This is a genomic window from Pantoea sp. V106_11 (assembly GCF_029967885.1).
Lineage (GTDB): Bacteria > Pseudomonadota > Gammaproteobacteria > Enterobacterales > Enterobacteriaceae > Pantoea > Pantoea ananatis.
The window spans coordinates 155,450-179,226 of sequence record NZ_JASCAK010000023.1; the positions used below are offsets into that span (position 1 = coordinate 155,450).

Sequence of the window (23,777 nt, forward strand, 5' to 3'; positions counted from 1 at the left end):
CGTTAAAATGCGCAAGATTTTGCAAATCAGACGCAGGTTCATAGAAGCGTGCGTCCTCATCAGTTGGGACACTGTGTTCTGCTTCGTTTAAAGGAAAAAGCATGAACGCATTACTCTATGCTGTGGTCGTGGTTATCTGGGGTACAACCTGGATTGCCATCTTTTTGCAACAAGGGCCCGTTGATGTCACGGTGTCCGTTTTCTGGCGCTTCGCCATAGCCAGTATTTTATTGCTGACGCTCCTGCAGATAATGGGGCGCCTGCGCAGATTATCGCCGCGCGATCATCTGTTTTGCGCTTTGCAGGGCTGCTGTGTATTTTGCTTTAATTTTTGGTGCTTTTACACCGCCGCCGGTTATATCAATACCGGTTTAGAGTCCGTGATTTTTTCCATGGCGGTGCTGTATAACGCAGTAAACAGTTATCTGTTTTTTGGGCAGCGCCCCCAGCCGCGTTTCTGGTTTGCGGTCACGCTGGGATTAACGGGCATGATCCTGTTGTTTTGGGACGATCTGCACATCAGCGGCGCAAGCGGTGGACTGTGGCGAGGCATCGGCCTGTCGGCGTTGGGCACGTTTGGCTTTTCTCTTGGCAACATGATCAGCCTGCGGCATCAGCGCAGACAGCTGGAAACCATGACCACTAACGCCTGGGCTATGTTGTACGGCGCAATAGTCATGGGCATTATCGCTCTGCTTCGTGGCGTGAGTTTCTCACCGCTCTGGACACTGAGCTACCTCAGTGCCTTGCTTTATTTGTCCATATTTGGTTCGGTCATTGCGTTTTGGGCGTATTTCACCCTGGTCAGACGTACGGGCGCCGCTAAAGCCGCATACACAACACTGATGTTTCCGTTGGTTGCCCTCACCTTATCGACGGTTTATGAAGGCTATCACTGGCAAAGCCACAGCGTGGTGGGATTGCTGATGATCCTGGGCGGTAACCTGGTGATGTTCGGACGTCCCTTGCGCTGGCCAAAACCGAAACCCATGCCGGGCACGCTATAAAGCAGTGATCAGATAAGGCGTTATTCACTGGCTTGCGGAATGCTCTGCGGCTGAAGTTGATATATCCATGCGGTGACACTGTCACCGTTTTCCAGGGCCACCTTAACGCTGATCCGGTCATAACCCTCCTCAAATTCATCCAGCATCGGCCAGTGTAGGTACAGATTGTCCGAGGAAAAAAGAAAGCCCTGCACTTGTGGCCCGCGATCGTCCACAACAATACCGGGGAAGCCTGCAGCCGCGCCGCGCCCTTCAGTAAAAAAAACGCCCCGGACAACTCCGGCCTGCCAGGCGCCACCGATGTTCTCCAGAAGAGAGGCGTTACTGCGGCCCGGACACAGGGTGCCATAAACAAACAACCTTTCCATATTCGTCTCTGTCACAAAAAATGCCACCTTACCTGTCTGGAATGTCGTTGTCATCAGGCAGGGGCGATCAGGTCACGAGTCTGTATATCAGGCTGATAAACAACAACCTTATGCAAGGCAACGCGCAAATAGAACAGGGTTTAATCGCTAAAGGCTGAGGCAAGTCATTATTTTTTATTCCCGTCAGCGGTTGAGTGACTTAGTCTTTATTTTCTATTTATCAAGTTTTAGAAATTAAATATATCTCTGATTAACAGGTAAAGCTGGTTTGTACTGTGCCGATAAGAATGCATTGCGATAACCTTTTTTCAATTTCACACTCAGGGGCTTTTATGACTATTACCCAGCGTTTGGTGCTGGCATTTTCATTGCTGGCGTTATCACTTTGTGCGCTCGTTGCTGTTTCATTATCCGTGATATCCGGTTTCCAGTCGCGCTTTGAATATGTTCAGGTGAATGCGATACCCAGCATTAAAGATCTGAACAAGTCAATCAGTGCAACTAACCAGCTCGGGCTGGCATTGTATCGTCATCAGTCGATGGCCGACAGCGCGAAACAGTCCGCAGCTGAAGATAAAATCAATGGCATTCTTGATAATATTAAATCGCTGAATGACTACTATATGGCGAATGATATTTCCAGTGATGAAGATAAAGCGATGACGGTACAGGCGCAACGTAACCTTGACGCGGTTCGTAGCACGCTTCCGGCATTTCTTGCAGCTTCGCGCAGTCACGATAATGCCCTGTCGCTAGAACAGCTTCAGGGCGAAAACGGCATTGGCGCCGCTGCCCGCAAAATGGAGTCTGACTTCACCAAACAAATCGATTTGAATATTAAAATTGGTGATGGATTAAGAGCAGAGAATAACCGTATTTATTCACAGACGTTTTGGATGATGACAAGTGCATCCGTGCTGGTTATTGTGTTACTCGGCCTGTTCTCTGTCAGTATTATTCTGGGAATTAAAAGAAGCCTGACCAGCATTAAAGATACGATGTCGACCGTCAGTAATAACCTTGATTTAACCTGTTCAGCGCCTGTCCTCAGAAACGATGAAATAGGCCAGACCGCATCAGCGTTTAATGATTTGTTGAAACGTGTATCCACCACTCTGATGTCTGTGAACCATTCAGCGCAATCTGTCAGTACGGGCGCGACGCAAATCGCAGCGGGCAATGAAGACCTGTCATCGCGTACGGAACAACAGGCGGCTTCACTGGAAGAAACGTCAGTCAGTATGGCGACGCTGAGCGATACCGTGCGTCAGAATGCGGAAGGTGCGGTACAGGCCAGCAATCTGGCAAATAATGCCAATACGCTGTCCAAACAAAACGGCTCCGCAGTCAGTCAAATGTTGACGACGATGGGCGACATTCGCGGCAGTTCTGCCAAAATTTCTGAAATCACCGGGCTTATTGAGGGGATTGCTTTCCAGACCAATATCCTGGCGCTTAATGCCGCGGTAGAAGCGGCACGTGCCGGTGAACACGGTAGGGGGTTCGCGGTCGTCGCCTCTGAGGTCCGTAATCTGGCACAGCGCTCTTCGTCCGCAGCCCGGGAGATTAAAGATCTTATCAACGTGTCAGTTTCACAAGTTGAGCAGGGCCTTGAGCAGGCAACAAGCGTGGGCAGCAATTCAGACAACGTCAGCAATGCTATTCAACAGGTCGCTGATTTAGTCAATGAAATTGCGGCCGCTACGGCCGAGCAGAGTAAAGGCATTGAGCAGGTTCATCTGGCCATCGGGCAAATGGATGAAGTGACGCAGCAAAACGCCTCACTGGTTGAAGAAGCGTCTTCGGCGTCTAAATCTCTGCAGGAGCAGGCAGAAACGCTATCGAGACTGGTTTCAACCTTTAAGGTTAATGACAGTGTCACCCAGGTTGCTTCACCAGCCAGTGTGCCGGTGAGCCCGTCAGTACCCGCACTGAAAAGGCCGGATTTGAAAGCAGTCAACGTCGATAAGGTTAACTGGGAAAGTTTCTGATGCCTTCTTTAGGGATCTAAGCCCGCCGGTGCCTGCTGGCGACAAAAAGCGCTGTGTACGACAGCGCTTTTTTATTGCCCGATGCACGTCTTTTCTGCCAGTAAAGCGGGTGAGCGTGTCGCTTGTTGTCCTGGGTAACAGGCATGCCTGATCAGGCCCCCTGTTACTGCCGGTTATCACTCACTGATCTTGCACCTGATTCTGACGGCGTCCTTCTCTTTGCATGACCAGGCTGAGCGAGGCCGGTAACAGCGTTAACGTGACCAGCGTTCCGGTGACCAGACCGCCGATAATGGCGTACGCCATTGGCCCCCAGAACACCTGCCGGGAGATGGGCAACATGCCGAATATCGCCGCACAAGCCGTCAGTAATATTGGTCGGGCGCGATGAATAGCCGCGTGATAAATCGCCTCGTTGTGCATCATGCCTGCCTGAGTATTACTGTCCACCTCACTGATCATGATCACCGCGTTACGGATGATCATGCCTGCCAGCGCGATAATCCCTAACAGCGCAACAAATCCCATTGGCGTTCCACTCGGCAACATGGCGATAACGATGCCGGGTAAGCCGAAAGGGGCCATCAGCAGCGCCAGCAACATTCTTGAGAAGCGTTTCAACTGCAGCATCAACAGGATAAGCATCACACTCAGCGTGACCGGCAACACCGCAAACACCGATCGGTTACCTTTATCCGATTCGGCGACGGTACCGCCTTCTTCAATATGATAGCCGGCAGGCAAGGACGCGCGGAATGTATCCAGTTCGGGCTTCAGCTGATCTGAAACGTTTTCAGCACGCGCCGTAGGGGCAATATCGGTTTGCACCGTAATGTAAGGCTGGCGCTGACGTCGCCAGATAACCGGATCCTCAAGCTGCCATTTCAATGTCGCAACCTGACCCAGTGGGATTTTCTGTCCAGAGGCGGTATCCAGCATCAGACCGTTGAGGATATCGGTATTTTGCCGTTCCTCATCGTTTCCCCTGAGCACTACATCAATCAGTCGGTTACGATCACGGATCGTGGTTACCTTACTGCCTGACGTCACAGTATTCAGCATGGAGGCGATGCTTTCAGAAGAGACACCAACCGCACGCGCTGCCGTCTGATTGACATCAAGTCTGATAACCCGCTCGGGTTCACCTGCTGTCATATTCACCTCACGCGTATTTGGCGATCGTGACAGCTGTAAGGCCAGTTTTTCCGCAATTTCACGAACCTGCCTGTAGTCGGGGCCTGTAACGCGGTACTTTAGCGGCCAGCCAATCGGTGGCCCCAGTTCAAGGGGCGAAACGCGCGAGGTGATATCACTAAAGTCACGTGCCAGGATGTGATCCAGCTTGTTGCGTACTCTGTCACGAGCGTCAAGGCTCTTCGCAACCACCACCAGCTGGGCAGTATTTTCATTGTCCAGCAAGACCTCCATCGGCAAATAGAAACGTACCGCGCCAGAGCCGACATAACTGGAGAAATGATCGATGTCGTTATCGCTGCGTATCAGGTTTTCCAGTTGTCCGGTTCGCCGGGTGGTTTCGGTTTGAGAGGCATTCGCGGGCAATGTCAGGTTCACTAACAGCTCAGGGCGGTCTGAGGCGGGGAAAAATTCCCCCTGCATCAGCGTTGTGCCGAAGCTCCCCATGCCCAGCAGCAGGAGGGCGAGAGTGACCGTCGTCCAGCGATACTTAAGCGTTTGATCGAGCAGGCGGCGATAAAATCGGCCCATCAGCCCCGGCTGTTTGTGCGTTGCGCGGGCGCTATCGGTCAGCAGCCAGGTGCCTGTCACGGGTGAAAACAGAATAGCCACCACCCAGGAGCAGAGCAGAGAAATCAAGACAACCGCAAAAAGCGAGTAACAATATTCGCCCGCGCTGGAGGCGGCAAAGCCCACCGGGATAAAACCGGCTATCATCACCAGCGTGCCCGTCAGCATAGGGAAGGCCGTGGTTTTAAACGCAAATGTTGCCGCCTGCCATTTGCTGTCGCCTGCTTCAATGCGTGACACCATGGTTTCCACCGTGATCATCGCATCATCAACCAGCAGCCCGAGTGCAATAATTAAGGCGCCCAGTGAAATACGTTGCAAACCTATCCCTGCAAACGTCATTCCAACAAACGTCATAGCCAGCACCAACGGGATCGCCGCCGCGACCACCAGCCCCGCCCGAAAACCCAGCGAAAAAAAGGATATCGCCAGGACAATGATGACGGCTTCCGCCAGCACCTGAACAAATCCGCTAACCGCCGTTTTGACGACGGTGGATTGATCGGCGACTTTTATCATATTGATACCATGCGGTAACTGGCTGGCGATAATTACCATCCGCTGATTGAGTGCCTGGCCAAATCTGAGCATGTTGCCAGAAGGGGCCATGGAAACCGCCAGCCCAATGGCGGGCTCACCATTGACACGAAAGGTGGAAGAGGGTGGCTGTGAGGGCTGAAGCGAGATCGTCGCAATATCCGACAGCGGGATAAAGCGCTGACCAATGCGCAGTGTAACCGCCTCCAGGTTTGCCACCGTCGTCAGCGCACCGCTGACACGAAGCGCAATATTCTCTTTATCGGTGCGTATTTCCCCCGCGGGCGCCACGGCATTCTGCGCCGTTAATGCATCGCTGACTTGCTGAAGCGTAAGGCCCATACCATCCAGCTTCCTGGGTGAGAAGGCGATAACAATCTGCTCCTCCTGTTCACCCAACAGGGTAATTTTGCCCGTGTCAGGCACATCCATCAGGTCACGACGAATATTATCGACCTTATCGCGCAGTTCACGTGGGCTGAAGCCATCGGCGGTAAAACCATAAATGGTGCCAAACGTATCACCAAACTCATCATTGACGCCTGGGCCCTGAACGCCTTGCGGCAGGCTTGGGGCGATATCCTGCATTTTTTTCCGGATCTGGTACCAGATGGTTGGAACCTGTGCCGGGGGCGTATCATCGCGCAGATTAACAAATATCACCGTCTTGCCAGCCCGCGTTTCACTTTCAATAAAATCCAGCGAAGGCGTTTCCTGAAGCTTTTTTTCCAACGTATCGGTGACCAACTGCATGGTGTCTTCGACCGTGGCGCCAGGCCACTGTGCCGACACCACCGCCGTTTTAATCGTAAAGGCGGGATCTTCATTACGCGGCAGATCGATGTAGCTGAGAACACCCGTCGTCATCACTAACAGCATAAAGAAGATCACCAGCTGCTGGTGCGCTAGCGCCCAGGCGGACAGGTTAACGCCGTGCAGAGTGCTGTCCGGTTTCATTTGTCGTTCTCCTCAAGCCTGACGCGCTCGCCTGGCAGCAATGTTTTTACGCCTGCGGTGACCACGCGCTCGCCCGGCTGCACGCCAGCGCTGAGATAGATCTGCTGTGCATCAAACCGCGTCAGTTGGATGGGCCTGACCTGAATCTGCTGGGTTTTGCTGTTAACGACGAAGACGGCAGGCCGCTCCCCGGCTCGCGTGAGTGCACTGGCTGGCAGCGCAATGACCTGGTCCACTTTTCCGGGAAAAGTGCCCAGTACCGTTGAACCCAGTGCCATATCGGCTGGCGGATTGGTCAGCGTCACGCGAAGCCGCCAGGTGCGGGTTTGTGAATCGGCCTGCGGGCTGATATCACGAAACTGCCCGTCCGCCTTCAGCGCAGGATTGGATAACAGCGCGATCCGGATCGGCGTGGTTGTCGCCTTTTCTGTGAGTGTAGGTTCGGCGAGGTCAAACACGGCATCGCGCTTGCCGTCGGCTGCCAGCGTCATGACCGTCTGCGCCGCACTCACCACCTGCCCGGGCTGAACGTTTATCGAGGTGATCACGCCGTCACGCGGTGCGGTGAGCTGTGTCCAGGCCATATTATCGCGCGCATTTTTAAGCGCAGCCTCACTGCTTTGACGGCGGGAAACGGCGACCTGCCAGTCACCTTGCGCGCTATCTAACTGCGCGCGGGAGATGGCACCGCCCGGCATGAGCAGCTTCATACGGTGAAGCGTGAGAGCGGCAACGCGCTCCGATGCCCGTGCACTGTTGAGATCGGCCGTCGCGCTGCTGAGCTGATTTTGGGCAGCGTTACTCTCTAATGTCGCAAGCACCTGACCTGCGGTAACGTGCTGACCCATATCGGTCGTTCGGGCGGTTACCCGACCCTCCAGTCTGAACGCTAATGCTATTTCTTCGTGCGCCCGGATCTCACCCGTTTGCGTCATAAGACCGCCACTGGAAAAGGGCGGTACCGTCAGGGTACGGACGGGACGTAGCGTGTCCCGCTGGGCAGGCTTTTCATCTCTACACCCTGCAAGTATCAAGATGCCTACCACGAACAGTGGCGGTACAGCAGCGTTGAAGAGGGTGAGGTGGCGCAGCGCCTGGCGAGCAAAACAAGGAATAAAATCTGTCATAGCCGGATTCCTTAAATGAGACAGCCTCATTTAACGTGGCTTATGTCCAGAATCCTTTTATGAATCATCAAGAAATGGTCAAGGTCAGCAAAAATGCCTGGCGCAGGGCGCGCAGGCTTCACTTTTGCCGGTCCTACTCTGCTGGCAGGCTTTCTATTATGGGCAGCGTAATCATGATGTGTAATCCTCCTTCAGGCGGCAGGCTGGCACGGATAGCACCGCCGTGAGCCTCAACGATGGCTTTCGCAATAGACAATCCCAAACCGCTCCCGCCAGAATGACGGGCCCGGGAGGAGTCTGCCCGGGTGAAACGGTCAAAGATAACGCTTAAGAACTGAGGATCGACACCCGGACCATAATCACGAAACTGCAGGGTGATGGCGGAGTCTGAGGCGTGCGCATCAATGGAAATTCGCTTGCCTTCGGCCGCATAGCGCAATGCATTCTCCATTAAAATCGTGATCACCTGACCGAAGCGGAAAGCATCGCCCGTATAAGGCAACGATGTTGGTGACTGAACATCTATTTCCACCTGCTCAGCCTCCGCCTGTAGCGCCAGCCAGGAAGCCCTTTCCCGCACCAGGTCAGCAAGATTAAACCGGGACAGATTCAGGCTCAGCTGACCGGCATCGGCTAGCGACAGCAGATGGAGCTCGTCTGTCAGCCGGCTCAGTTGCGTCAGCTGCTTCATAATCATGGAAAACTGCCGAGGTTCGGGTTCAAACACGCCGTCCACAATGCCCTGTAGTCGCCCCATGGCCGCGGTTAAGGGCGAGCGGAGTTCATGGGCAATCGCAACATGTGAGGCTTTAAGTTCACGCTCATAGCGCGCCAGCTGCTGGGTCATCAGGTTAAAGTCATCGGTGAACCGCACTAACTCCTGCGGCGCGCCTTTTACCTGACCGACCGAGGTGCTGAATTTTCCCCGTGCGACATCACGCGCCGCGTGCGCCAACTGGCTGAATTGTTTTGCCAGCGGCAAGGCAAAGCGCAATCCCATCACCACAAAAAAGGGAATAATGAAAGCGACCAGCACGGCTACGGTAATCCAGTCCGAAGACGCAATAGAAGGGTCGGAAAAGCCAACGCCCCACCATTGATCGACGATCTGATGAAAGCGAGCCGGATCCTGCTCCGGATGCAGGCGCAGTTGGGAAAACTCTGCCCAGAGTGCGGCGGGCATACGGTAGTAAACCCAGAGTATTTGCAGGGCAAATCTCAGCCACATGCAAAAGGCGATAAGAATCACGCCGCCTAAGCCGAGAATCAGTATGCGGATACAGATCCAGCGCCACATTGAATCGTTGCTGTCTGGCTTCATGGTTGTCTGAACCTGTAACCCACGCTGCGCACTGCGGGTAAAATCTCCGTCATCCCTGCGGCCTCAAGCTTGCGGCGGAGATTGTAGACGTGAGTATCAACGACGCGTTCAAGCGCATCACTCTCTGGCAGACAGTTCTCGAGCAAAAACAGTCGGCTGAACGGGCGAGTGGGTGCGCGCATTAAGGTCACCAGAATGGAAAATTCCGTCGGTGTCAGATCGAGTCGGTGAGTGCCTTGTGCATTGTTAACCACCGCGGTCAGGGAGTCAGGATCGACCTCCAGCCCTGCCCAGCAGAGCTTATCATCCGCCACTTTCGCTTGACGCGCGCGGCGCAGTACGGCCTGAACGCGCGCGACCACCTCGCCGGGATGGTAGGGTTTAACGACATAGTCATCTGCGCCGTAGCGCAACGCGCCGATTCTGTCTGGCGCGTCTCCCATCGCGGTTACCATAATAACGGGCGTGTCACCGCTGCGTCTGATCGCGGCCAGCACTTCAGTGCCATTCATCACCGGCAGCATGACGTCCAGCAATATCAGGTCAGGTTGCCAACGCCCGACATGTTCCAGCCCCGTCATGCCGTTACTGGCGACCATCACGTCGTAGCCATCACGTTTCAGATAGGCTTCCAGTACGCTGGCGGCATCGGCGTCATCTTCAATAATCAGTACGCGTTTTGTTTTCATTTGGGCCACCTTGACCGTTTCTCCATCGTTTCCTGGGCTTTTGTTGACATGCTGTTTTTATACTCCAGCCTGGTCGCGACAATGTCGCCTTTACGACACCACCTGATGAGATCAAGCAAAGTGATAATAACCGGAAAACATGCGCTTCACATGGTCAGTTTAATGCTGACGCTAAGTGTTCTGAATGCCAGGGCAGATGACAGTTCTGCGCCGGAAAACAGCCTGACAGTGGGTTTGGCGGCAAACAATACACCACGTTACAGCGGGGCGAAACAGCATCACTGGCAAGCCGTTCCGGTTATTCAGTGGCGCGAGGGGCCGATATTTTTTGATTCTCAGAAAGGGATAGGTTACGACTTACAGGCTGAAAACGGCCTTTACCTGGAGCATACACTGGGATTAAGTCTGGGTCGCTCAGACCGTGATTCGTCGTGGAGAGCAGGGGACGACAGCCTGAAAGGCATGGGGAATATCGATCCGGTTGTCAATACCGCCCTGGCTCTCGGCTGGTCGGTAACGCCCTGGTTTATCGTGGAAGGAAAAGCGACGCTTCCGCTAAGCGACAGCCAGGGTGTTCAGTATCAGACATCGGTCACCCTCATTCCATGGCAGACGAAAAGTGACACTGTAGCATTGCAGATAGCAGGACTGTTTGGGGATGCGCGCTATATCAACACGTTTTACGGGGTAAGCAGGGAGCAGCATGTCCGAAGCGGTTACGCCGATTACACCGCCCATGGCGGCTTCTATGGGACGGATGCCAGTGTGACATGGAGCCATCAGTTTGCTTCAGGATGGGGAACCAGTTTAATCGGCGATTACAGCTGGCTGGATAAAAACGCGGCGGACAGTCCAATTGTCTTCCGCCGCGGGGGGGCCTCCGTGACGGCGGCAATCACCTACTCATTCTGACAGGCCAGACCAACAGGATTGTCTGACGGCTACGGGCGCTGAGTTCCTGTGAGGGTTAAGCCAACCCCCAAAACAGGTCTGTCAGCGCTTAACCTTTATGGCATGCAATCCGGTCATAGCCTGTTGGCGATTTCTTTGCGGCTGCTTTGCGCTTTTTGCTGTTGATCTTAGGCAGCCAAATCCTGAACTGCTCAGCCAGCAGTCTCGCCTGTTGTTCATCAACCGTCCGGCAAATAAACAGCTTACTCTTGGTCTGATGCGTCACATCAGTGGCATAAATTTCGTAGCTGCTGCCGCGCTGATCGTATTCGATGTCGGTGAAATGCATGTGTGGCCACAGGCCAGTTCTGACCTCAAATTTGCTCAATTCCATGTTTGTTACCGTTAAGTTATTGCTGTGATTAATGTCGTTATCCCTGGTCGGGCCAGTAAATGTAGAACAAATTAGGATTTGTGCCAGTGCGAGGCAAAATTTTTCCGTATTTTTCAAGAGTGATGTGTAAAATCAAGGTATTACCCTCTAATGCAGACTGGTCTTAAGGAGAAAAAATGATTGTCAGGACATGGCACGGATGCGTTCCGCGAGAACATGCCGAAGGGTTTGCCCGCCATCTACAAAAGACGGGTGTTGAGCACGCCCTGGCGACGCCAGGGAATAAAGCCGCTTTCGTGCATCAGGAAACGCAGGGAGAGTGGCAGCATTTTTTTCTGGCGACGTACTGGGAGGATTTAACTGCAGTGAAAAAGTTTGCGGGTGAAAATTACCACGTCGCCGTGACCTGGCCGGATGATAAGGCCTTTGCCTTAGTCTCTGACCCCTATGTTTTCCAGCATCAGGTGAGCGAAATCGTGCCGCTGTAAATGCTCAATATCGGTGCGCCCGTCGGTTGATGAAATCAGCCGACAGGCTGACAAAAGCGGAGAAGATAGCCGTCGGGGTCCTGAACCAGGAACTCTTTTTGACATTCGACGCGTTCCCCCGTGTCGTAACAATTTTCGCGTAGCGGCCGAAAGAGGGGCGTACTCAATCTGAGCAGACGACTGTAGAGCGTCTCGATGTCCGGAACGTCAATCTGTAAGTTTATTCCTCGTCCCAGAGGATAGGCCATTTCAGCGGTGAGCCAACCGCCATTGTGCACCTGTTCAATCATTAGCTGTGCTTGACCATAACAGAGATAGGCAAAGTCAGGATTCTCGCGCCTGATTCTCACCTTAAAACCGATCGCCTCCACGTAAAAAGCCCAGGATGCCGCAAAATCCGTCACGGCAAGTTCAGGCACCATCGGGTTCCAGTATTGAGTGGCTGAGGTTTCATTGGGACGCATGGTTACGGGTAACACCCTGAATTTCAATAAAATTGTGGTTAAGTGAGATTTTCTGTCGAATAAAGCGGGCCAGACGACTAATAAATAACGCGATTCACCTCTGTGACTTTCCCCGATCGTAGCGATTCTGTCAATTTTGTCTTCAGACTTTTTTGAACGCCAAACTGTCTTTTTAGTACCTTCACGCAACTGTCAAACATATCTGTTTATTTAATGTGATTAGTCTGGTAAAAGTGAGAAATATCATGTCAATTTGTTAATTTCTCAAGGTGTTTAATGTTTGGTTAAGGTTCCGGGCGTATGATTTGAGACCGGTGTGAAATAAATATTTTTCTAATGTTTTATTTCTCTTGCCAGATTTTTGTGATTTTGCCTGTTTTTTGCCGATTTTGACGACGTTTGATGAACGTTCAATTGCATTTTTCTCACTTTTGCATTTCAAACTTCATCTCAGTTTGTAGAAAAACGGCAAAACAGTTTAAGGATATTACTTGATGGCGTTTCTTCCGTTTTCCCGCCCATCTCTGGGTGAAACTGAACTGTCTGCAGTACGTGATGTGTTTGCATCGGGATGGATTACTACCGGGCCAAAATGTGCAGAACTTGAGCGTGCATTCTGCCAGCTGACCGGAAATCAACACGCTATCGCCGTGACTTCCGCCACCGCCGGTATGCATGTCATGTTGATGGCGCTGGGCATTAAGGCAGGGGATGAGGTTATTACCCCTTCACTGACCTGGGTTTCCACACTCAACATCATCACTTTACTGGGCGCCACACCGGTCATGATCGATATTGACGTCGATAACCTGATGGTCACGCCTGAAGCCATTGAAGCGGCAATCACCCCAAATACCAAAGCGATCATCCCTGTCCACTACGCTGGCGCACCCGCCGATATCGATGCCATTTATGCTATTGGCAAACGCCATGGCATTCCGGTCATCGAAGATGCGGCACATGCGGCCGGCACGTATTACAAGGGCAAGCATGTTGGCGGGCATGGCAATGCTATTTTTTCATTCCACGCTATCAAAAATATGACCTGCGCCGAGGGTGGTCTGGTCGTGACCGACGATGCTGCCCTTGCCGATCGGATCCGTAGCCTCAAATTTCATGGCCTTGGCGTCGATGCCTTTGACAGACAAACCCATGGCCGTCAGCCGCAGGCGGAAGTCATCATGCCCGGCTTTAAATACAACCTGCCTGATATCAGCGCGGCCATTGCGCTGGTCCAGCTTGAAAAGTTGCCTGAAATCAACCAGCGCCGCGCGGCCATTGCGCAACGCTATCTGGAGGCGCTGAAAGATACGCCCTTCAAGCCGCTGGTTCCGCCCGCCTGGTCGCACCAGCATGCGTGGCATCTCTTCATCATCCGTGTGGATGAGCAGGCATGTGGTTTCTCTCGCGATGCGCTGATGCAGAAGCTTAAAGAGCAGGATATCGGAACCGGCCTCCATTTCCGCGCGGCCCACACGCACAAATATTACCGCGAGCACTATCCGCAATTATCGTTGCCCGCGACTGAGTGGAACAGCGAACGCATTTGTTCGATTCCGCTGTTTCCCGACATGACAGATGATGACGTTGAACGCGTTATCAGCGCACTACGTGAACTGACTGGGGTTTAAATGTTCGACGATAAAGAGATTGAAAAAGTATCGGTAGTGATCCCGGTCTATAACGAGCAGGAAAGTTTACCGGCATTAATTCAGCGCACGAATGATGCCTGTAAAAGTCTTAATCTGGACTATGAGATCCTGTTGGTTGACGACGGGAGCCAGGATGCATCAGCCGTAATGATTGCTGACGCCGCCTCGCTGCCGGACAGCCATATTGTGGCTGTGCTACTTAACCGTAATTATGGCCAGCACTCCGCGATCATGGCGGGCTTCAGTCACGTCAGCGGAGATTTGATTATCACGCTGGATGCAGACTTGCAAAATCCACCTGAAGAGATCCCGCGTCTGGTGGCTGCCGCCCAGGAAGGCTATGACGTTGTGGGCACCGTTCGCCAGAATCGCCAGGACAGCTGGTTCCGCCGTCAGGCATCACGCACCATCAACCAGATGATTCAGCGCGTGACCGGAAAATCGATGGGTGATTATGGTTGCATGCTGCGGGCTTACCGTCGCCACATCATTGATGCCATGCTGAACTGCCACGAGCGCAGCACGTTTATCCCTATTCTGGCGAATACCTTTGCACGACGCACGATCGAATTGCCCGTCACTCATGCTGAACGTGAGCACGGCAGTTCAAAATACAGCTTCATGCGCTTAATCAACCTGATGTATGACCTGGTGACCTGCCTTACCACGACCCCGTTACGCATGCTGAGCGTGCTCGGCAGCCTTATTGCGCTGACTGGTTTTGCCTTCTCCGTGGTGTTGATTCTTCTGCGACTGTGTTTTGGAGCAGCCTGGGCCGGTGATGGCGTCTTCGTGTTATTTGCCGTGCTGTTTATTTTCATCGGCGCGCAGTTTATTGGTATGGGGCTGCTTGGCGAGTATATCGGCCGTATTTACAACGATGTTCGTGCCAGACCTCGCTATTTTATTCAACGTGTTATCAATCCTCAGAAAGACCGTTCTGTACAGGAAACCGAGTAATGAAAACTATCGTCTTCGCTTATCACGACATGGGTTGTGCGGGCATCAATGCGCTGTTAAAAGCGGGCTTTACCATCAGCGCGATCTATACCCATGCCGACACGGCGTCAGAAAATCACTTTTTTGGCTCAGTGGCGCGAATCGCGGCTGAAAATTCTATCCCGGTTTATGCTCCGGATGAAGTTAACCATCCTCTGTGGATCGATCGCATCAAATCGGCTGAACCCGATGTGATTTTCTCTTTCTATTACCGTAACCTGCTGTGCGATCAGATTCTGAACAGTGCGAAGCAGGGTGCCTTTAACCTTCACGGCTCACTGCTGCCGAAATATCGCGGACGCGCACCATTAAACTGGGCGCTGGTCAACGGAGAAACCGAAACCGGTGTCACTTTACACCGCATGGTTAAAAAAGCGGACGCGGGGGAGATCATTGCTCAGCAACGTGTCGCCATCGCCGATGAAGATAACGCACTGACGCTGCACCGCAAGCTGGTTGACTGCGCCAGCGCACTTCTTGAAAGTGCTTTACTTGCCATGAAACAGGGCAACATCGTTGGCACCCCGCAAAATGAAGCGGACGCCACGGTCGTGGGCCGTCGTACGCCAGAAGATGGCCGGATTAACTGGGCGCTGCCTGCCAGCCAAATTAATAATCTGGTGCGTGCGGTGACCGATCCGTGGCCGGGCGCGTTTGCCTTTGCCGGCACCACCAAATTCGTAGTCTGGAAAGCAAAAGTACTCTCTACCCCGCATAACGTCAGGCCCGGCACCGTGCTGTCTGCAGAGCCATTTGTCGTGGCCTGTGGAGAAGGCGCCCTGGAGATTCAGACCGGCCAGACCGCAAACAGCGTGTACATGAACGGTGTTCAGCTGGCTCAGCATCTGGGCATGGTGAATGGCGCACTGCTTTATTCACAGGCCGTTGCAGCCGTAAAACGCCGTACCCGTGTCTTAATTCTGGGTGTGAACGGGTTTATCGGTAACCATCTGACCGAACGTTTGCTGCAGGATGACAATTTCGAAGTCTTTGGTCTGGATATCGGTTCTGATGCGATTAGCCGGTTTGTCGGACATCCACGCTTCCAGTTTGTTGAAGGCGACATCAGTATTCACTCTGAGTGGATTGAGTATCACATCAAAAAATGTGATGTGATCCTGCCCCTGGTGGCCATCGCAACACCGATTGAATATACCCGTAATCCGCTGCGCGTTTTCGAACTGGATTTTGAAGAAAACCTCAAAATTGTTCGCGACTGCGTTAAATACGGCAAACGCATTATTTTCCCCTCGACGTCTGAAGTGTACGGCATGTGTACCGATGCGAATTTCGATGAGGATCACTCAAATCTGGTCGTGGGTCCAATTAACAAACAGCGCTGGATTTATTCCGTTTCCAAGCAACTGCTGGATCGCGTTATCTGGGCTTACGGGGAAAAAGAAGGGCTGCGCTTTACCCTGTTCCGTCCTTTCAACTGGATGGGCCCGCGCTTAGACAACCTGAACGCGGCGCGTATTGGGAGTTCACGTGCGATCACTCAGCTGATCTTAAACCTGGTGGAAGGATCGCCCATCAAGCTGTTTGATGGTGGTCGCCAGAAGCGTTGTTTTACCGATATCAGCGACGGTGTCGAAGCGCTGTTTAAAATTATTGAAAACAAAAACAATAATTGCGACGGACAAATCATCAACATCGGTAACCCGGATAACGAAGCCAGTATCAAAGAGCTGGCTGAGCGTCTGCTGGAAAGCTTTGAACGTCATCCGCTGCGTGCCAGCTTCCCACCGTTTGCCGGCTTCCGCGAAGTGGAGAGCAGCAGCTACTACGGCAAGGGCTATCAGGATGTTGAACACCGTAAGCCATCAATCCGTAATGCTAAACGTCTGCTCGGCTGGACGCCTACCGTGGAAATGAACACCACGATTGATAATACGCTCGACTTCTTCCTGCGTACCGTTGAGCTTCAGGACGACAAGGAATGAGAAAGGTTGGTCTGCGTGTTGATGTAGATACCTGGCGCGGGACAAAACTTGGCGTCCCCGCGCTTCTGGATCTGTTCAATAAACATGATCTCCAGGCGTCGTTTTTCTTTAGTGTCGGACCCGACAACATGGGACGCCATTTATGGCGTCTGATGAAACCACGCTTTCTGTGGAAAATGCTGCGCTCACGCGCAGCATCCCTTTATGGCTGGGACATTCTGTTAGCCGGAACGGCCTGGCCAGGAAAGCGGATCGGGGCAGGGATGAGCGATATCATTCGCTCAACCGCCGATCGCCATGAGGTCGGTCTGCATGCCTGGGATCATTTTGCCTGGCAAACCTGGGCGGGCGTCTGGAAAGCGCCGCAGCTCATTCAACAGATAGCGTTAGGGCGCGACGCGCTGGAAGCCATAACCGGACAACCTGTGACCTGCTCAGCGGTGGCCGGATGGCGCGCTGATGGTCGCGTAATCCAGGCAAAAGAAACGTTTGGCTTTCAGTACAACAGCGACTGCCGCGGTACCAGGCCGTTTCGCCCACAGTTAAGAAATGGCGAGCTGGGTACGGTTCAGATCCCTGTCACCTTACCGACATGGGACGAGGTCGTCGGACCCACGCTCAGCGCCGAACGTTTCAACGACTACATTCTGGAAAAAATTCAGGCTGACCAGGGCACGCCGGTTTATACCATCCATGCCGAAGTGGAAGGTATCAGCCAGCTTAGTGCGTTTGATACGTTGTTGCAGCGCGCCCGTGAGCAGGGAATACAGTTTTGCCCGCTGAGCGAACTCTTACCTGCAGACCTCGAAACCTTACCGGTGGGTAAAGTGGTTCGTGGTCATATCGCTGGCCGGGAAGGCTGGTTGGGTTGTGAGAATTTAACAAGGTAAGCACCATGACTGCCACCAAAAAGACCCTATTACTGGTTTCACTTTTTATCCTCTATTATTTAGTCCCTCTGGAGTTCCGTAATCTCTGGCAACCTGACGAAACACGTTATGCCGAAATCAGCCGGGAAATGCTGCAAAACGGTAACTGGATTACGCCGCATTTCTTCGGTCTGCGTTATTTTGAAAAACCGATAGCCGGATACTGGTTCAACACCGTAGGTCAGGCCATTTTTGGCCACAATAACTTTGCGGTCAGGATTGGTTCGGTCTTTTCAACGTTGATGAGCGCAGTGCTGATTTTCTGGCTGGGCTGCCGTATTTTTGCGCAGCGCAGCGTGGCGCTAACGGCCAGCGTGATCTTTTTAACCTCGCTGCTGGTTTACGGCGTTGGAAGTTACGCGGTGCTGGACCCGATGCTGACATTGTGGATGGTGGCCGCCATGTGCAGCTACTGGTATGCCAGTGAGGCACAAACTAACCCGCAAAGGGTCGTGCGTTATCTGCTGTTAGGGCTGACCTGCGGTATGGGCTTTATGACCAAAGGTTTTCTGGCTCTTGCCGTACCGGTGATAGCGATCCTGCCCTGGGCCATCTGGCACCAGCGTTTCCGCGAACTGGTTATTTTTGGCCCGCTTGCCATCGTCAGCGCGGCATTAATCAGTGCGCCTTGGGCGATCGCGATTCAGCAGCAGCAATCTGACTTCTGGCATTACTTTTTCTGGGTCGAGCATATTCAGCGTTTTGCAGAAGAGAATGCCCAACACAAAGCGCCTTTCTGGTATTACGTACCCGTCCTGATCGCCGGTGCGCTTCCCTGGCTGGCGCTGCTGCCTGGCGCATTGCGGTCGGGCTGGCGCGAACGCAAACAGTCTCCCGGTGCGCTTTATCTCCTGAGCTGGGTGGTCATTCCTCTGCTGTTTTTCAGTATCGCAAAGGGCAAACTGCCAACGTATATCCTGCCCTGCTTTGCGCCGTTGGCCTTGCTGATGGCCAGCTATGCCTGGCAAAAAGCCCGCCAGAACACGCGAGTCTTTACCATCAATGCGTGGATAAATATCGTATTCGGTACGGCCTGTATTATTGCGTTATTAGCCGTATTTGCGCCTTGGGGTTTGAGTCATCGACCGCTCTATGGACCGCATCAGTTGCTGGCGCTGTCTATGGCCGTGTTGTCCTTTGCTGGCTGGGCAATTGCGGGGCTTTTCAGCCTGAAATCGCCACAAAGTCGTTGGCTGGCAGCGGCACTATGCCCGCTGGCTCTGGCACTCTGTGTGGGTTCGGCCATTCCTGAAGGCGTTGAAAACACGAAGCAACCTCAGGTGTTTATTCGCAGCATTGAAAGCAGCCTTGCCAATAGCCGCTACATATTAAGCGATAATTCAGGCGTCTCTTCTGCGATTGCCTGGACGTTGCAGCGTAGCGATATCATTGCATACAGTCAAAAAGGCGAACTGCAATATGGCCTCAGCTTCCCTGATGCGCATTCCTCCTATGTCAGCAGCGAAGATTTCCCGCAGTGGCTTAAGGCACATCGTAAAGCGGGCAATGTCTCATTGATTTTAATGCTGGATCGTGGAGAAGCGACGCCAACAGACTTACCGCCTGCGGATGCTGTCTACCGTAACGGTCGGATGCTTTTGCTGCAATATAACCAGGCTGATGAGTGATGAGTTTGTTGTTGGTCCTGCTGACCAGTCTGCTTACCTGTGCCGGTCAGCTCTGCCAAAAGCAGGCGGCGCGTCAGACCAACCGGGCACGACTTACAGGCTGGCTGGTTGCCAGCTTGGCGCTGCTGGCGCTGGGGATGGTCGTCTGGCTGTTGGTGCTGCAGCGGTTGCCCGTCAGCCTGGCTTACCCAATGCTGAGTATTAATTTCATCCTGGTCGCGCTGGCCGCGCGCTTTGTCTGGCAGGAAAGAATGACCCGCTGGCAGTGGATGGGCACCGTACTGATTGTGGTGGGCGTGGCCATCATAGGGAGTTACGCATGAGAGGCTACCTGCTGGCACTGTGCAGCGTCTTACTGGTGACGCTGGCCCAGCTGATGCTGCGCTGGGCAATGCACCAGTTGCCCGCGCTGCCGATGTTGATAACGCAATACGCGCTTTACTGGCTACCGCTGCTGGTGCTGTGTGGCGGTTTAACGGCGTATGCCTGCTCGATGGTGAGTTGGTTTTTAGCATTGCGCCACCTGCCGCTGAGCCGGGCTTATCCGCTACTGAGCATCAGCTACGTGCTGGTGTGGTTGCTGGCGATCAGCCTTCCGCTGTTTGCAGAGCCGTTCCATGCGGGCGCGATGGCGGGGGTATTTCTGATCCTGGTGGGTTTACTTTGTCTGTGCGTCAAGCCAGGAAAAACGAGCTGAAAGCACGGTTTCGCTCTGAGCCATGTCAGGCAGTTAACGTCTGGCTATGCCGAAAGAGCAGGGGCAGGGTTGGCGAACCGCGTTGATGCGTATCAAACACAAACGCCGGCATTATGCCGGCGTTTTTTATCATCACAGTCAGAACGTTTCCCAGTTACCCTCAGCTGGACTGGGCTGACGAAGAGAGACAGGCGCTTTGGTCACAGATTTTGCTGTGTTGTGGCTAACGGCCATTCCACTCTTGTTCGCGGGCAAACGGAACACGGCGACCGTTTTTTCCAGCTCTTCTGCCTGAGACTCCAGCGAGCTGGCGGCGGCTGAAGACTCTTCAACCAGTGCGGCGTTTTGTTGTGTTGTGGTATCCATTTCTGTCATTGCCTGAGCAATTTGTGATATGCCGCGGTTTTGCTCATCGGAAGCCGCCGCGATTTCGCTCATGATGTCCTTCACCTGCGTGACGGACAAGACTATTTCATCCATCGTCGATCCCGCCTGATCGACCAGCGTGGACCCTTCGTTAACACGATGCAGTGAGTCACGGATCAGCGTCTCGATTTCCTTCGCCGCCACAGAACTGCGCTGCGCAAGATTTCTGACTTCGCCGGCGACAACTGCAAAACCCCGACCTTGCTCGCCCGCCCGTGCCGCTTCAACAGCTGCGTTCAACGCCAGAATATTTGTCTGGAAAGATATTCCATTGATTACGCTGATGATTTCGCCAATTTTACCTGAGCTGGTTGTAATGCCTTGCATGGTGGTGACTACGTTACGAATGATGTCACCGCCCCGTCCGGCATTCGCCGATGCTTCCGTTGCAAGCTGGCTGGCATGGTGCGCGTTTTCAGCATTTTGCTTAACGGTGGAAGTTAATTCTTCCATACTGGCAGCGGTTTGCACCACGGCGGCAGACTGCTGTTCAGTGCGCGATGACAAGTCCATATTACCGGCGGCGATCTCAGAAGAGGCACGCGCCACACTGTTCACTCCGTCGCGCACGTTGGTGATGATGTTTTGCAGACTTTCGTTCATCACGCTGACCGCCTGCATCAACTGGCCCAGTTCGTCGCGCCGCGTGGTTGAAAGCGTGGCGGTAAGGTCGCCTTCAGAGATGCGCTGAGCCACGCTCAACGTTTCTTTCAGCGGTACCGTAATGGCGCGCGTAATACGCCAGGCAACCAACAGGCTGAGCAGGATACACAATGCGGCAACGACGGCGATCTGACGTTCAGCGTTAAGTAGAGCGCTGGTAGATTCAGATGCCTGGTAGTCAAAGAGCTCAGCCACAGATGTATTTAACTTTTCGGCCACTGCACTGAGTTGTGAAGAGGCAGCGGCCTCTGCACCCACGGCAGTCATATAGTCCGTGAAAGCCTGCTTTAATTGCGTCAGATCCGTTTTTTGCGTATTAAGGACCGTCTGGATCTCAGGAATGGCGAGCGCCGAAAGCTGAGTTCGGATCTGCTCAATGGACGTAATATTACCGTAAATTTCGACTTTACTGGCTTCAGTGGGCTTGTCAATAAAGCGCTCGACGTCACCGGCGACCTCCTTCAGTAATGAGGCTAAGCGTAATACCTGCAGCATTACCTCTGGCTGAGCGGGAATATTCACCCCATCAAGACTTTGCCCAAGCGTGAGCAGATCGTTACCCTGAATAACCGCAGAAGCCGCAAAGGTCTTTTTGGAGGCGAGATAGAATGCCTGGCGCAGGGTTTGATAGCTTTGTAACGCGCTCCCCAGAACGTCAAGCTGTTGTTCACCCTGAGCGTTCCAGTCAAATTTCTTTAACGTGTCAAAATGGGCGCTTAATTCGTTGAGTGCGCGGGCGTTGACCTGAGCATACTGCTCGTCTTTCGTGTACTGATACAGTAAACGGTTCATGCGCGCTTTACTGAGTGTATTGACCATGTTGACGGTAACGTCTTGTTTTGCTGAATTCTCTTTAATGCTTTGGAAACCTTTAAAGGCCAGAAGCGCTATCGCGAGGGTCGCAACGATAAGCACGCCAAAACTCAACCCCAGCTTTTTTCCTATTTTCATATCGGAAAACGTACGTGTAATAAACATAATTTCACCCTGACAGGAAGGAAAAAGAAAGCGTGTTTTGCAGCCTGTATTAACCCCACACTGCTTAATGAAACTTATCGACTACCACCATGAAAACTTTAAAGACAATTTGAAATATAAATTCACAACTGTGACATCAGTCTGTTTAAGCGCTGTTTTACGACTTTTTTATGGTTTAGTATTAACAGTTAAGCCCATAATAGTTAGGGGGCGAATAATTTAAGCAGGTTTTTTGCTGACTTTTTTTTTCATTTGAAACCAGAAAAAATATAAAATTTAAAAATCTTTACCAAGAATAAAAGATTTTAAAATCAATAGGTTGGTTGATCTGCCTTCCGGCGGGTATTTATTAACATCTTAAAGATTTGATAATCACCCCTGAAACTTAAATGTGCAGAAAAAATACGTTACTTTCTCTTAACATCGCCAGCTTAGTGATTAACATTCTAGTTATAATTTGTATTAGTTAATTACAGAGATTAAATGATATTTCTATGAAACTCGCTCCCTGAGAGGTACGTTTAATCTGATTAATCTTTTTCAACTATTTGGAAACAGGCTAACCAAACATGCAATATATGACCTTTCTTCTTGCTGCATTAATTTTCTGCGGCTCTGCCGCCGCCGCGCCAGCGTCAGAACCCGTTTCACTACTCTCTCGGGCACTGCATGAGAGAATGCTGTTAATGAAGGATGTTGCAGCCTTCAAAAAAACGCACAATAAGCCGATTGAAGACCTGGCTCGGGAACAGGATGTGTTAGCCGAAGCCAAAGAGAAATCGGCAAAAGCTGGCCTCGATCCACAGTCTGTGACCGCTTTTTTTCAGGGACTGATGGATGCAAGTAAAGCGATTCAGTATCGTTATCTGGCAGACTGGTTGAGTGCTCCGCATGCCGTCCCACCCGCGAAAGATCTGGCAGAGTTGCGCCAGCAGATTAATCTGTTAGACGGACAGATTTTGCAAGCCATCAACCAGCAGCTGTCACAGGGTGGTTTTACCAAAGGCGATTTAGCTCAGCTACATCAGCAGCTAAATGTCCAGCATCTGAGTGATAACGACATCAATAACGTTTTGCTGGGGCTGGAGCACATTCGGCTCAAAAAATAACGGTCCGCCGCGCGCGGCGGAATGCACGTCCAACATCCTTGAACGTCTTCTCATACGTTTGCAACGTGACAGGTTATCTACCTTAACGGGTACCGCAATTTTTACTCTAAGAATCCTTAACTCCCCGAAGCGTCAGCAGGAAGTTGACGCTTCGTAACCCGGCAATTGCGCCTTTCGCGGCGAAAGCACGCTCATCCGGGTTACCTGCGTTTCTTCATTGCTGAAAGCCTGCAGGGCTGTTTAAAGAAAGGTAGGGAATGTCACGATTTATATGGCTGTAGCCGACTACGTTGGGCGTAAGGGGCCGTTCATCATCTGCGCCATCTTTTACGTCCTCTGGCGCCGTCATGCCGCTTAAGCGCCATACGAAACACGGCTCGTTAATTCAGATTAAAACGTCCGCTTTGTGCTGTGAGTTCAACCGATAGATGCAACACATTTATTGAACCCTTCTGCGGGTGATTCATAGTCTGGCGTTTTTCTCGGCCTTTCGTTGAGCTGTCTGGCAACGCTGTTTAGTCTTTGCTGGCTGTGAACCGATAAGTCAGTTCCCTTTGGAAAATATTGTCTGAGCATCCTGTTCGTATTTCCATTTGAGCCATGTTGCCAGGGGATTGAGGATCGCAGAAGTAAATCTGGATGTCTGCTGCTACAGTAAACCGGGTGTGGCGGGTCATCAGTTCTTAAAGGAGCCTCACCCCTGATTGTTTAGAGCGTTGATACTCTCGGAAGCGCTTAAAAACAGGGCATAAATA

The 23,777-nt window shown here is 52.4% G+C and carries 20 protein-coding genes and 1 pseudogene; 12 read left to right on the forward strand and 9 right to left on the reverse strand.

The features are described from left to right. Positions 1 to 101 precede the first annotated feature (101 nt). Positions 102 to 1,007, forward strand: a complete 906-nt coding sequence (locus QLG08_RS06750; RefSeq protein WP_174261527.1) for an EamA family transporter — start codon at positions 102 to 104, stop codon at positions 1,005 to 1,007. Positions 1,008 to 1,027: 20 nt separating this feature from the next. Here the strand turns inward: QLG08_RS06750 and QLG08_RS06755 are convergent, their stop codons facing one another. Next, on the reverse strand, positions 1,028 to 1,375 hold the full coding sequence (locus QLG08_RS06755; RefSeq protein ID WP_014333089.1) for a gamma-glutamylcyclotransferase family protein: 348 nt from the start codon (positions 1,373 to 1,375) through the stop codon (positions 1,028 to 1,030). 332 nt (positions 1,376 to 1,707) lie between these two features. Here QLG08_RS06755 and QLG08_RS06760 point away from each other — a divergent pair, with 332 nt between their 5' ends. Beyond that, the gene (locus QLG08_RS06760; RefSeq protein WP_014333091.1) at positions 1,708 to 3,366 is read left to right on the forward strand and encodes a methyl-accepting chemotaxis protein; all 1,659 of its coding nucleotides are present in this window, start codon (positions 1,708 to 1,710) and stop codon (positions 3,364 to 3,366) included. Between the two features lie 180 nt (positions 3,367 to 3,546). Here the strand turns inward: QLG08_RS06760 and QLG08_RS06765 are convergent, their stop codons facing one another. The 4 genes from QLG08_RS06765 to QLG08_RS06780 form a co-directional block, all read right to left on the reverse strand. After that, a complete protein-coding gene (locus QLG08_RS06765) occupies positions 3,547 to 6,624 on the reverse strand; it encodes an efflux RND transporter permease subunit (protein ID WP_282472862.1) in 3,078 nt (1,025 codons plus the stop codon). Continuing rightward, complete coding sequence (locus tag QLG08_RS06770) at positions 6,621 to 7,751, reverse strand: efflux RND transporter periplasmic adaptor subunit (protein WP_014604610.1); 1,131 nt, start codon at positions 7,749 to 7,751, stop codon at positions 6,621 to 6,623. Before QLG08_RS06770 ends, QLG08_RS06765 begins: the two co-directional genes overlap by 4 nt. Before the next feature lie 133 nt (positions 7,752 to 7,884). Next, positions 7,885 to 9,072 (reverse strand): ATP-binding protein, encoded by a 1,188-nt coding sequence (locus QLG08_RS06775; protein WP_029569546.1) that lies wholly within the window; start codon positions 9,070 to 9,072, stop codon positions 7,885 to 7,887. Then, positions 9,069 to 9,761, reverse strand: a complete 693-nt coding sequence (locus tag QLG08_RS06780; protein WP_041457877.1) for a response regulator — start codon at positions 9,759 to 9,761, stop codon at positions 9,069 to 9,071. Before QLG08_RS06780 ends, QLG08_RS06775 begins: the two co-directional genes overlap by 4 nt. Positions 9,762 to 9,911: 150 nt before the next feature. Here QLG08_RS06780 and QLG08_RS06785 point away from each other — a divergent pair, with 150 nt between their 5' ends. Further along, positions 9,912 to 10,673 (forward strand): MipA/OmpV family protein, encoded by a 762-nt coding sequence (locus QLG08_RS06785; protein ID WP_241533463.1) that lies wholly within the window; start codon positions 9,912 to 9,914, stop codon positions 10,671 to 10,673. An 88-nt stretch (positions 10,674 to 10,761) separates the two neighbouring features. Here the strand turns inward: QLG08_RS06785 and QLG08_RS06790 are convergent, their stop codons facing one another. Then, on the reverse strand, positions 10,762 to 11,046 hold the full coding sequence (locus tag QLG08_RS06790; protein ID WP_014604614.1) for a hypothetical protein: 285 nt from the start codon (positions 11,044 to 11,046) through the stop codon (positions 10,762 to 10,764). Positions 11,047 to 11,222: 176 nt separating this feature from the next. On the opposite strand from QLG08_RS06790, the gene QLG08_RS06795 reads away from it, so the two are divergent. Continuing rightward, on the forward strand, positions 11,223 to 11,534 hold the full coding sequence (locus QLG08_RS06795; protein ID WP_014333098.1) for a hypothetical protein: 312 nt from the start codon (positions 11,223 to 11,225) through the stop codon (positions 11,532 to 11,534). 35 nt (positions 11,535 to 11,569) lie between these two features. Here QLG08_RS06795 and QLG08_RS06800 read toward each other — a convergent pair whose 3' ends face one another. Further along, positions 11,570 to 11,956 carry a VOC family protein gene (locus QLG08_RS06800; protein WP_272847724.1) on the reverse strand — a complete coding sequence of 129 codons (387 nt, stop codon included), beginning with the start codon at positions 11,954 to 11,956 and terminating at the stop codon, positions 11,570 to 11,572. 533 nt (positions 11,957 to 12,489) lie between these two features. On the opposite strand from QLG08_RS06800, the gene arnB reads away from it, so the two are divergent. The 7 genes from arnB to arnF are packed head-to-tail and all read left to right on the forward strand — an operon-like array spanning position 12,490 to position 19,846. Beyond that, the gene (gene arnB / locus QLG08_RS06805) at positions 12,490 to 13,629 is read left to right on the forward strand and encodes a UDP-4-amino-4-deoxy-L-arabinose aminotransferase (RefSeq protein ID WP_085980275.1); all 1,140 of its coding nucleotides are present in this window, start codon (positions 12,490 to 12,492) and stop codon (positions 13,627 to 13,629) included. Continuing rightward, positions 13,630 to 14,610 (forward strand): undecaprenyl-phosphate 4-deoxy-4-formamido-L-arabinose transferase, encoded by a 981-nt coding sequence (gene arnC / locus QLG08_RS06810; protein ID WP_013027836.1) that lies wholly within the window; start codon positions 13,630 to 13,632, stop codon positions 14,608 to 14,610. Continuing rightward, complete coding sequence (gene arnA / locus QLG08_RS06815; RefSeq protein WP_282472863.1) at positions 14,610 to 16,592, forward strand: bifunctional UDP-4-amino-4-deoxy-L-arabinose formyltransferase/UDP-glucuronic acid oxidase ArnA; 1,983 nt, start codon at positions 14,610 to 14,612, stop codon at positions 16,590 to 16,592. The genes arnC and arnA overlap by 1 nt, the downstream gene beginning before the upstream one ends. Beyond that, a complete protein-coding gene (gene arnD / locus QLG08_RS06820) occupies positions 16,589 to 17,482 on the forward strand; it encodes a 4-deoxy-4-formamido-L-arabinose-phosphoundecaprenol deformylase (RefSeq protein WP_013027838.1) in 894 nt (297 codons plus the stop codon). Before arnA ends, arnD begins: the two co-directional genes overlap by 4 nt. 5 nt (positions 17,483 to 17,487) lie before the next feature. Next, the gene (gene arnT / locus QLG08_RS06825) at positions 17,488 to 19,149 is read left to right on the forward strand and encodes a lipid IV(A) 4-amino-4-deoxy-L-arabinosyltransferase (RefSeq protein ID WP_282472864.1); all 1,662 of its coding nucleotides are present in this window, start codon (positions 17,488 to 17,490) and stop codon (positions 19,147 to 19,149) included. Next, complete coding sequence (gene arnE, locus QLG08_RS06830) at positions 19,149 to 19,472, forward strand: 4-amino-4-deoxy-L-arabinose-phosphoundecaprenol flippase subunit ArnE (protein WP_014333104.1); 324 nt, start codon at positions 19,149 to 19,151, stop codon at positions 19,470 to 19,472. Before arnT ends, arnE begins: the two co-directional genes overlap by 1 nt. After that, positions 19,469 to 19,846 (forward strand): 4-amino-4-deoxy-L-arabinose-phosphoundecaprenol flippase subunit ArnF, encoded by a 378-nt coding sequence (gene arnF, locus QLG08_RS06835; protein ID WP_013027841.1) that lies wholly within the window; start codon positions 19,469 to 19,471, stop codon positions 19,844 to 19,846. The genes arnE and arnF overlap by 4 nt, the downstream gene beginning before the upstream one ends. A 138-nt stretch (positions 19,847 to 19,984) precedes the next feature. Here the strand turns inward: arnF and QLG08_RS06840 are convergent, their stop codons facing one another. Beyond that, positions 19,985 to 21,913 carry a methyl-accepting chemotaxis protein gene (locus tag QLG08_RS06840; protein ID WP_110015489.1) on the reverse strand — a complete coding sequence of 643 codons (1,929 nt, stop codon included), beginning with the start codon at positions 21,911 to 21,913 and terminating at the stop codon, positions 19,985 to 19,987. A 569-nt stretch (positions 21,914 to 22,482) separates the two neighbouring features. On the opposite strand from QLG08_RS06840, the gene QLG08_RS06845 reads away from it, so the two are divergent. Beyond that, on the forward strand, positions 22,483 to 23,022 hold the full coding sequence (locus QLG08_RS06845) for a chorismate mutase (protein WP_013027843.1): 540 nt from the start codon (positions 22,483 to 22,485) through the stop codon (positions 23,020 to 23,022). Positions 23,023 to 23,439: 417 nt separating this feature from the next. Here the strand turns inward: QLG08_RS06845 and QLG08_RS06850 are convergent. After that, positions 23,440 to 23,681, reverse strand: a pseudogene (locus QLG08_RS06850) (IS30 family transposase); the annotation flags it as partial. Positions 23,682 to 23,777 lie beyond the last annotated feature (96 nt).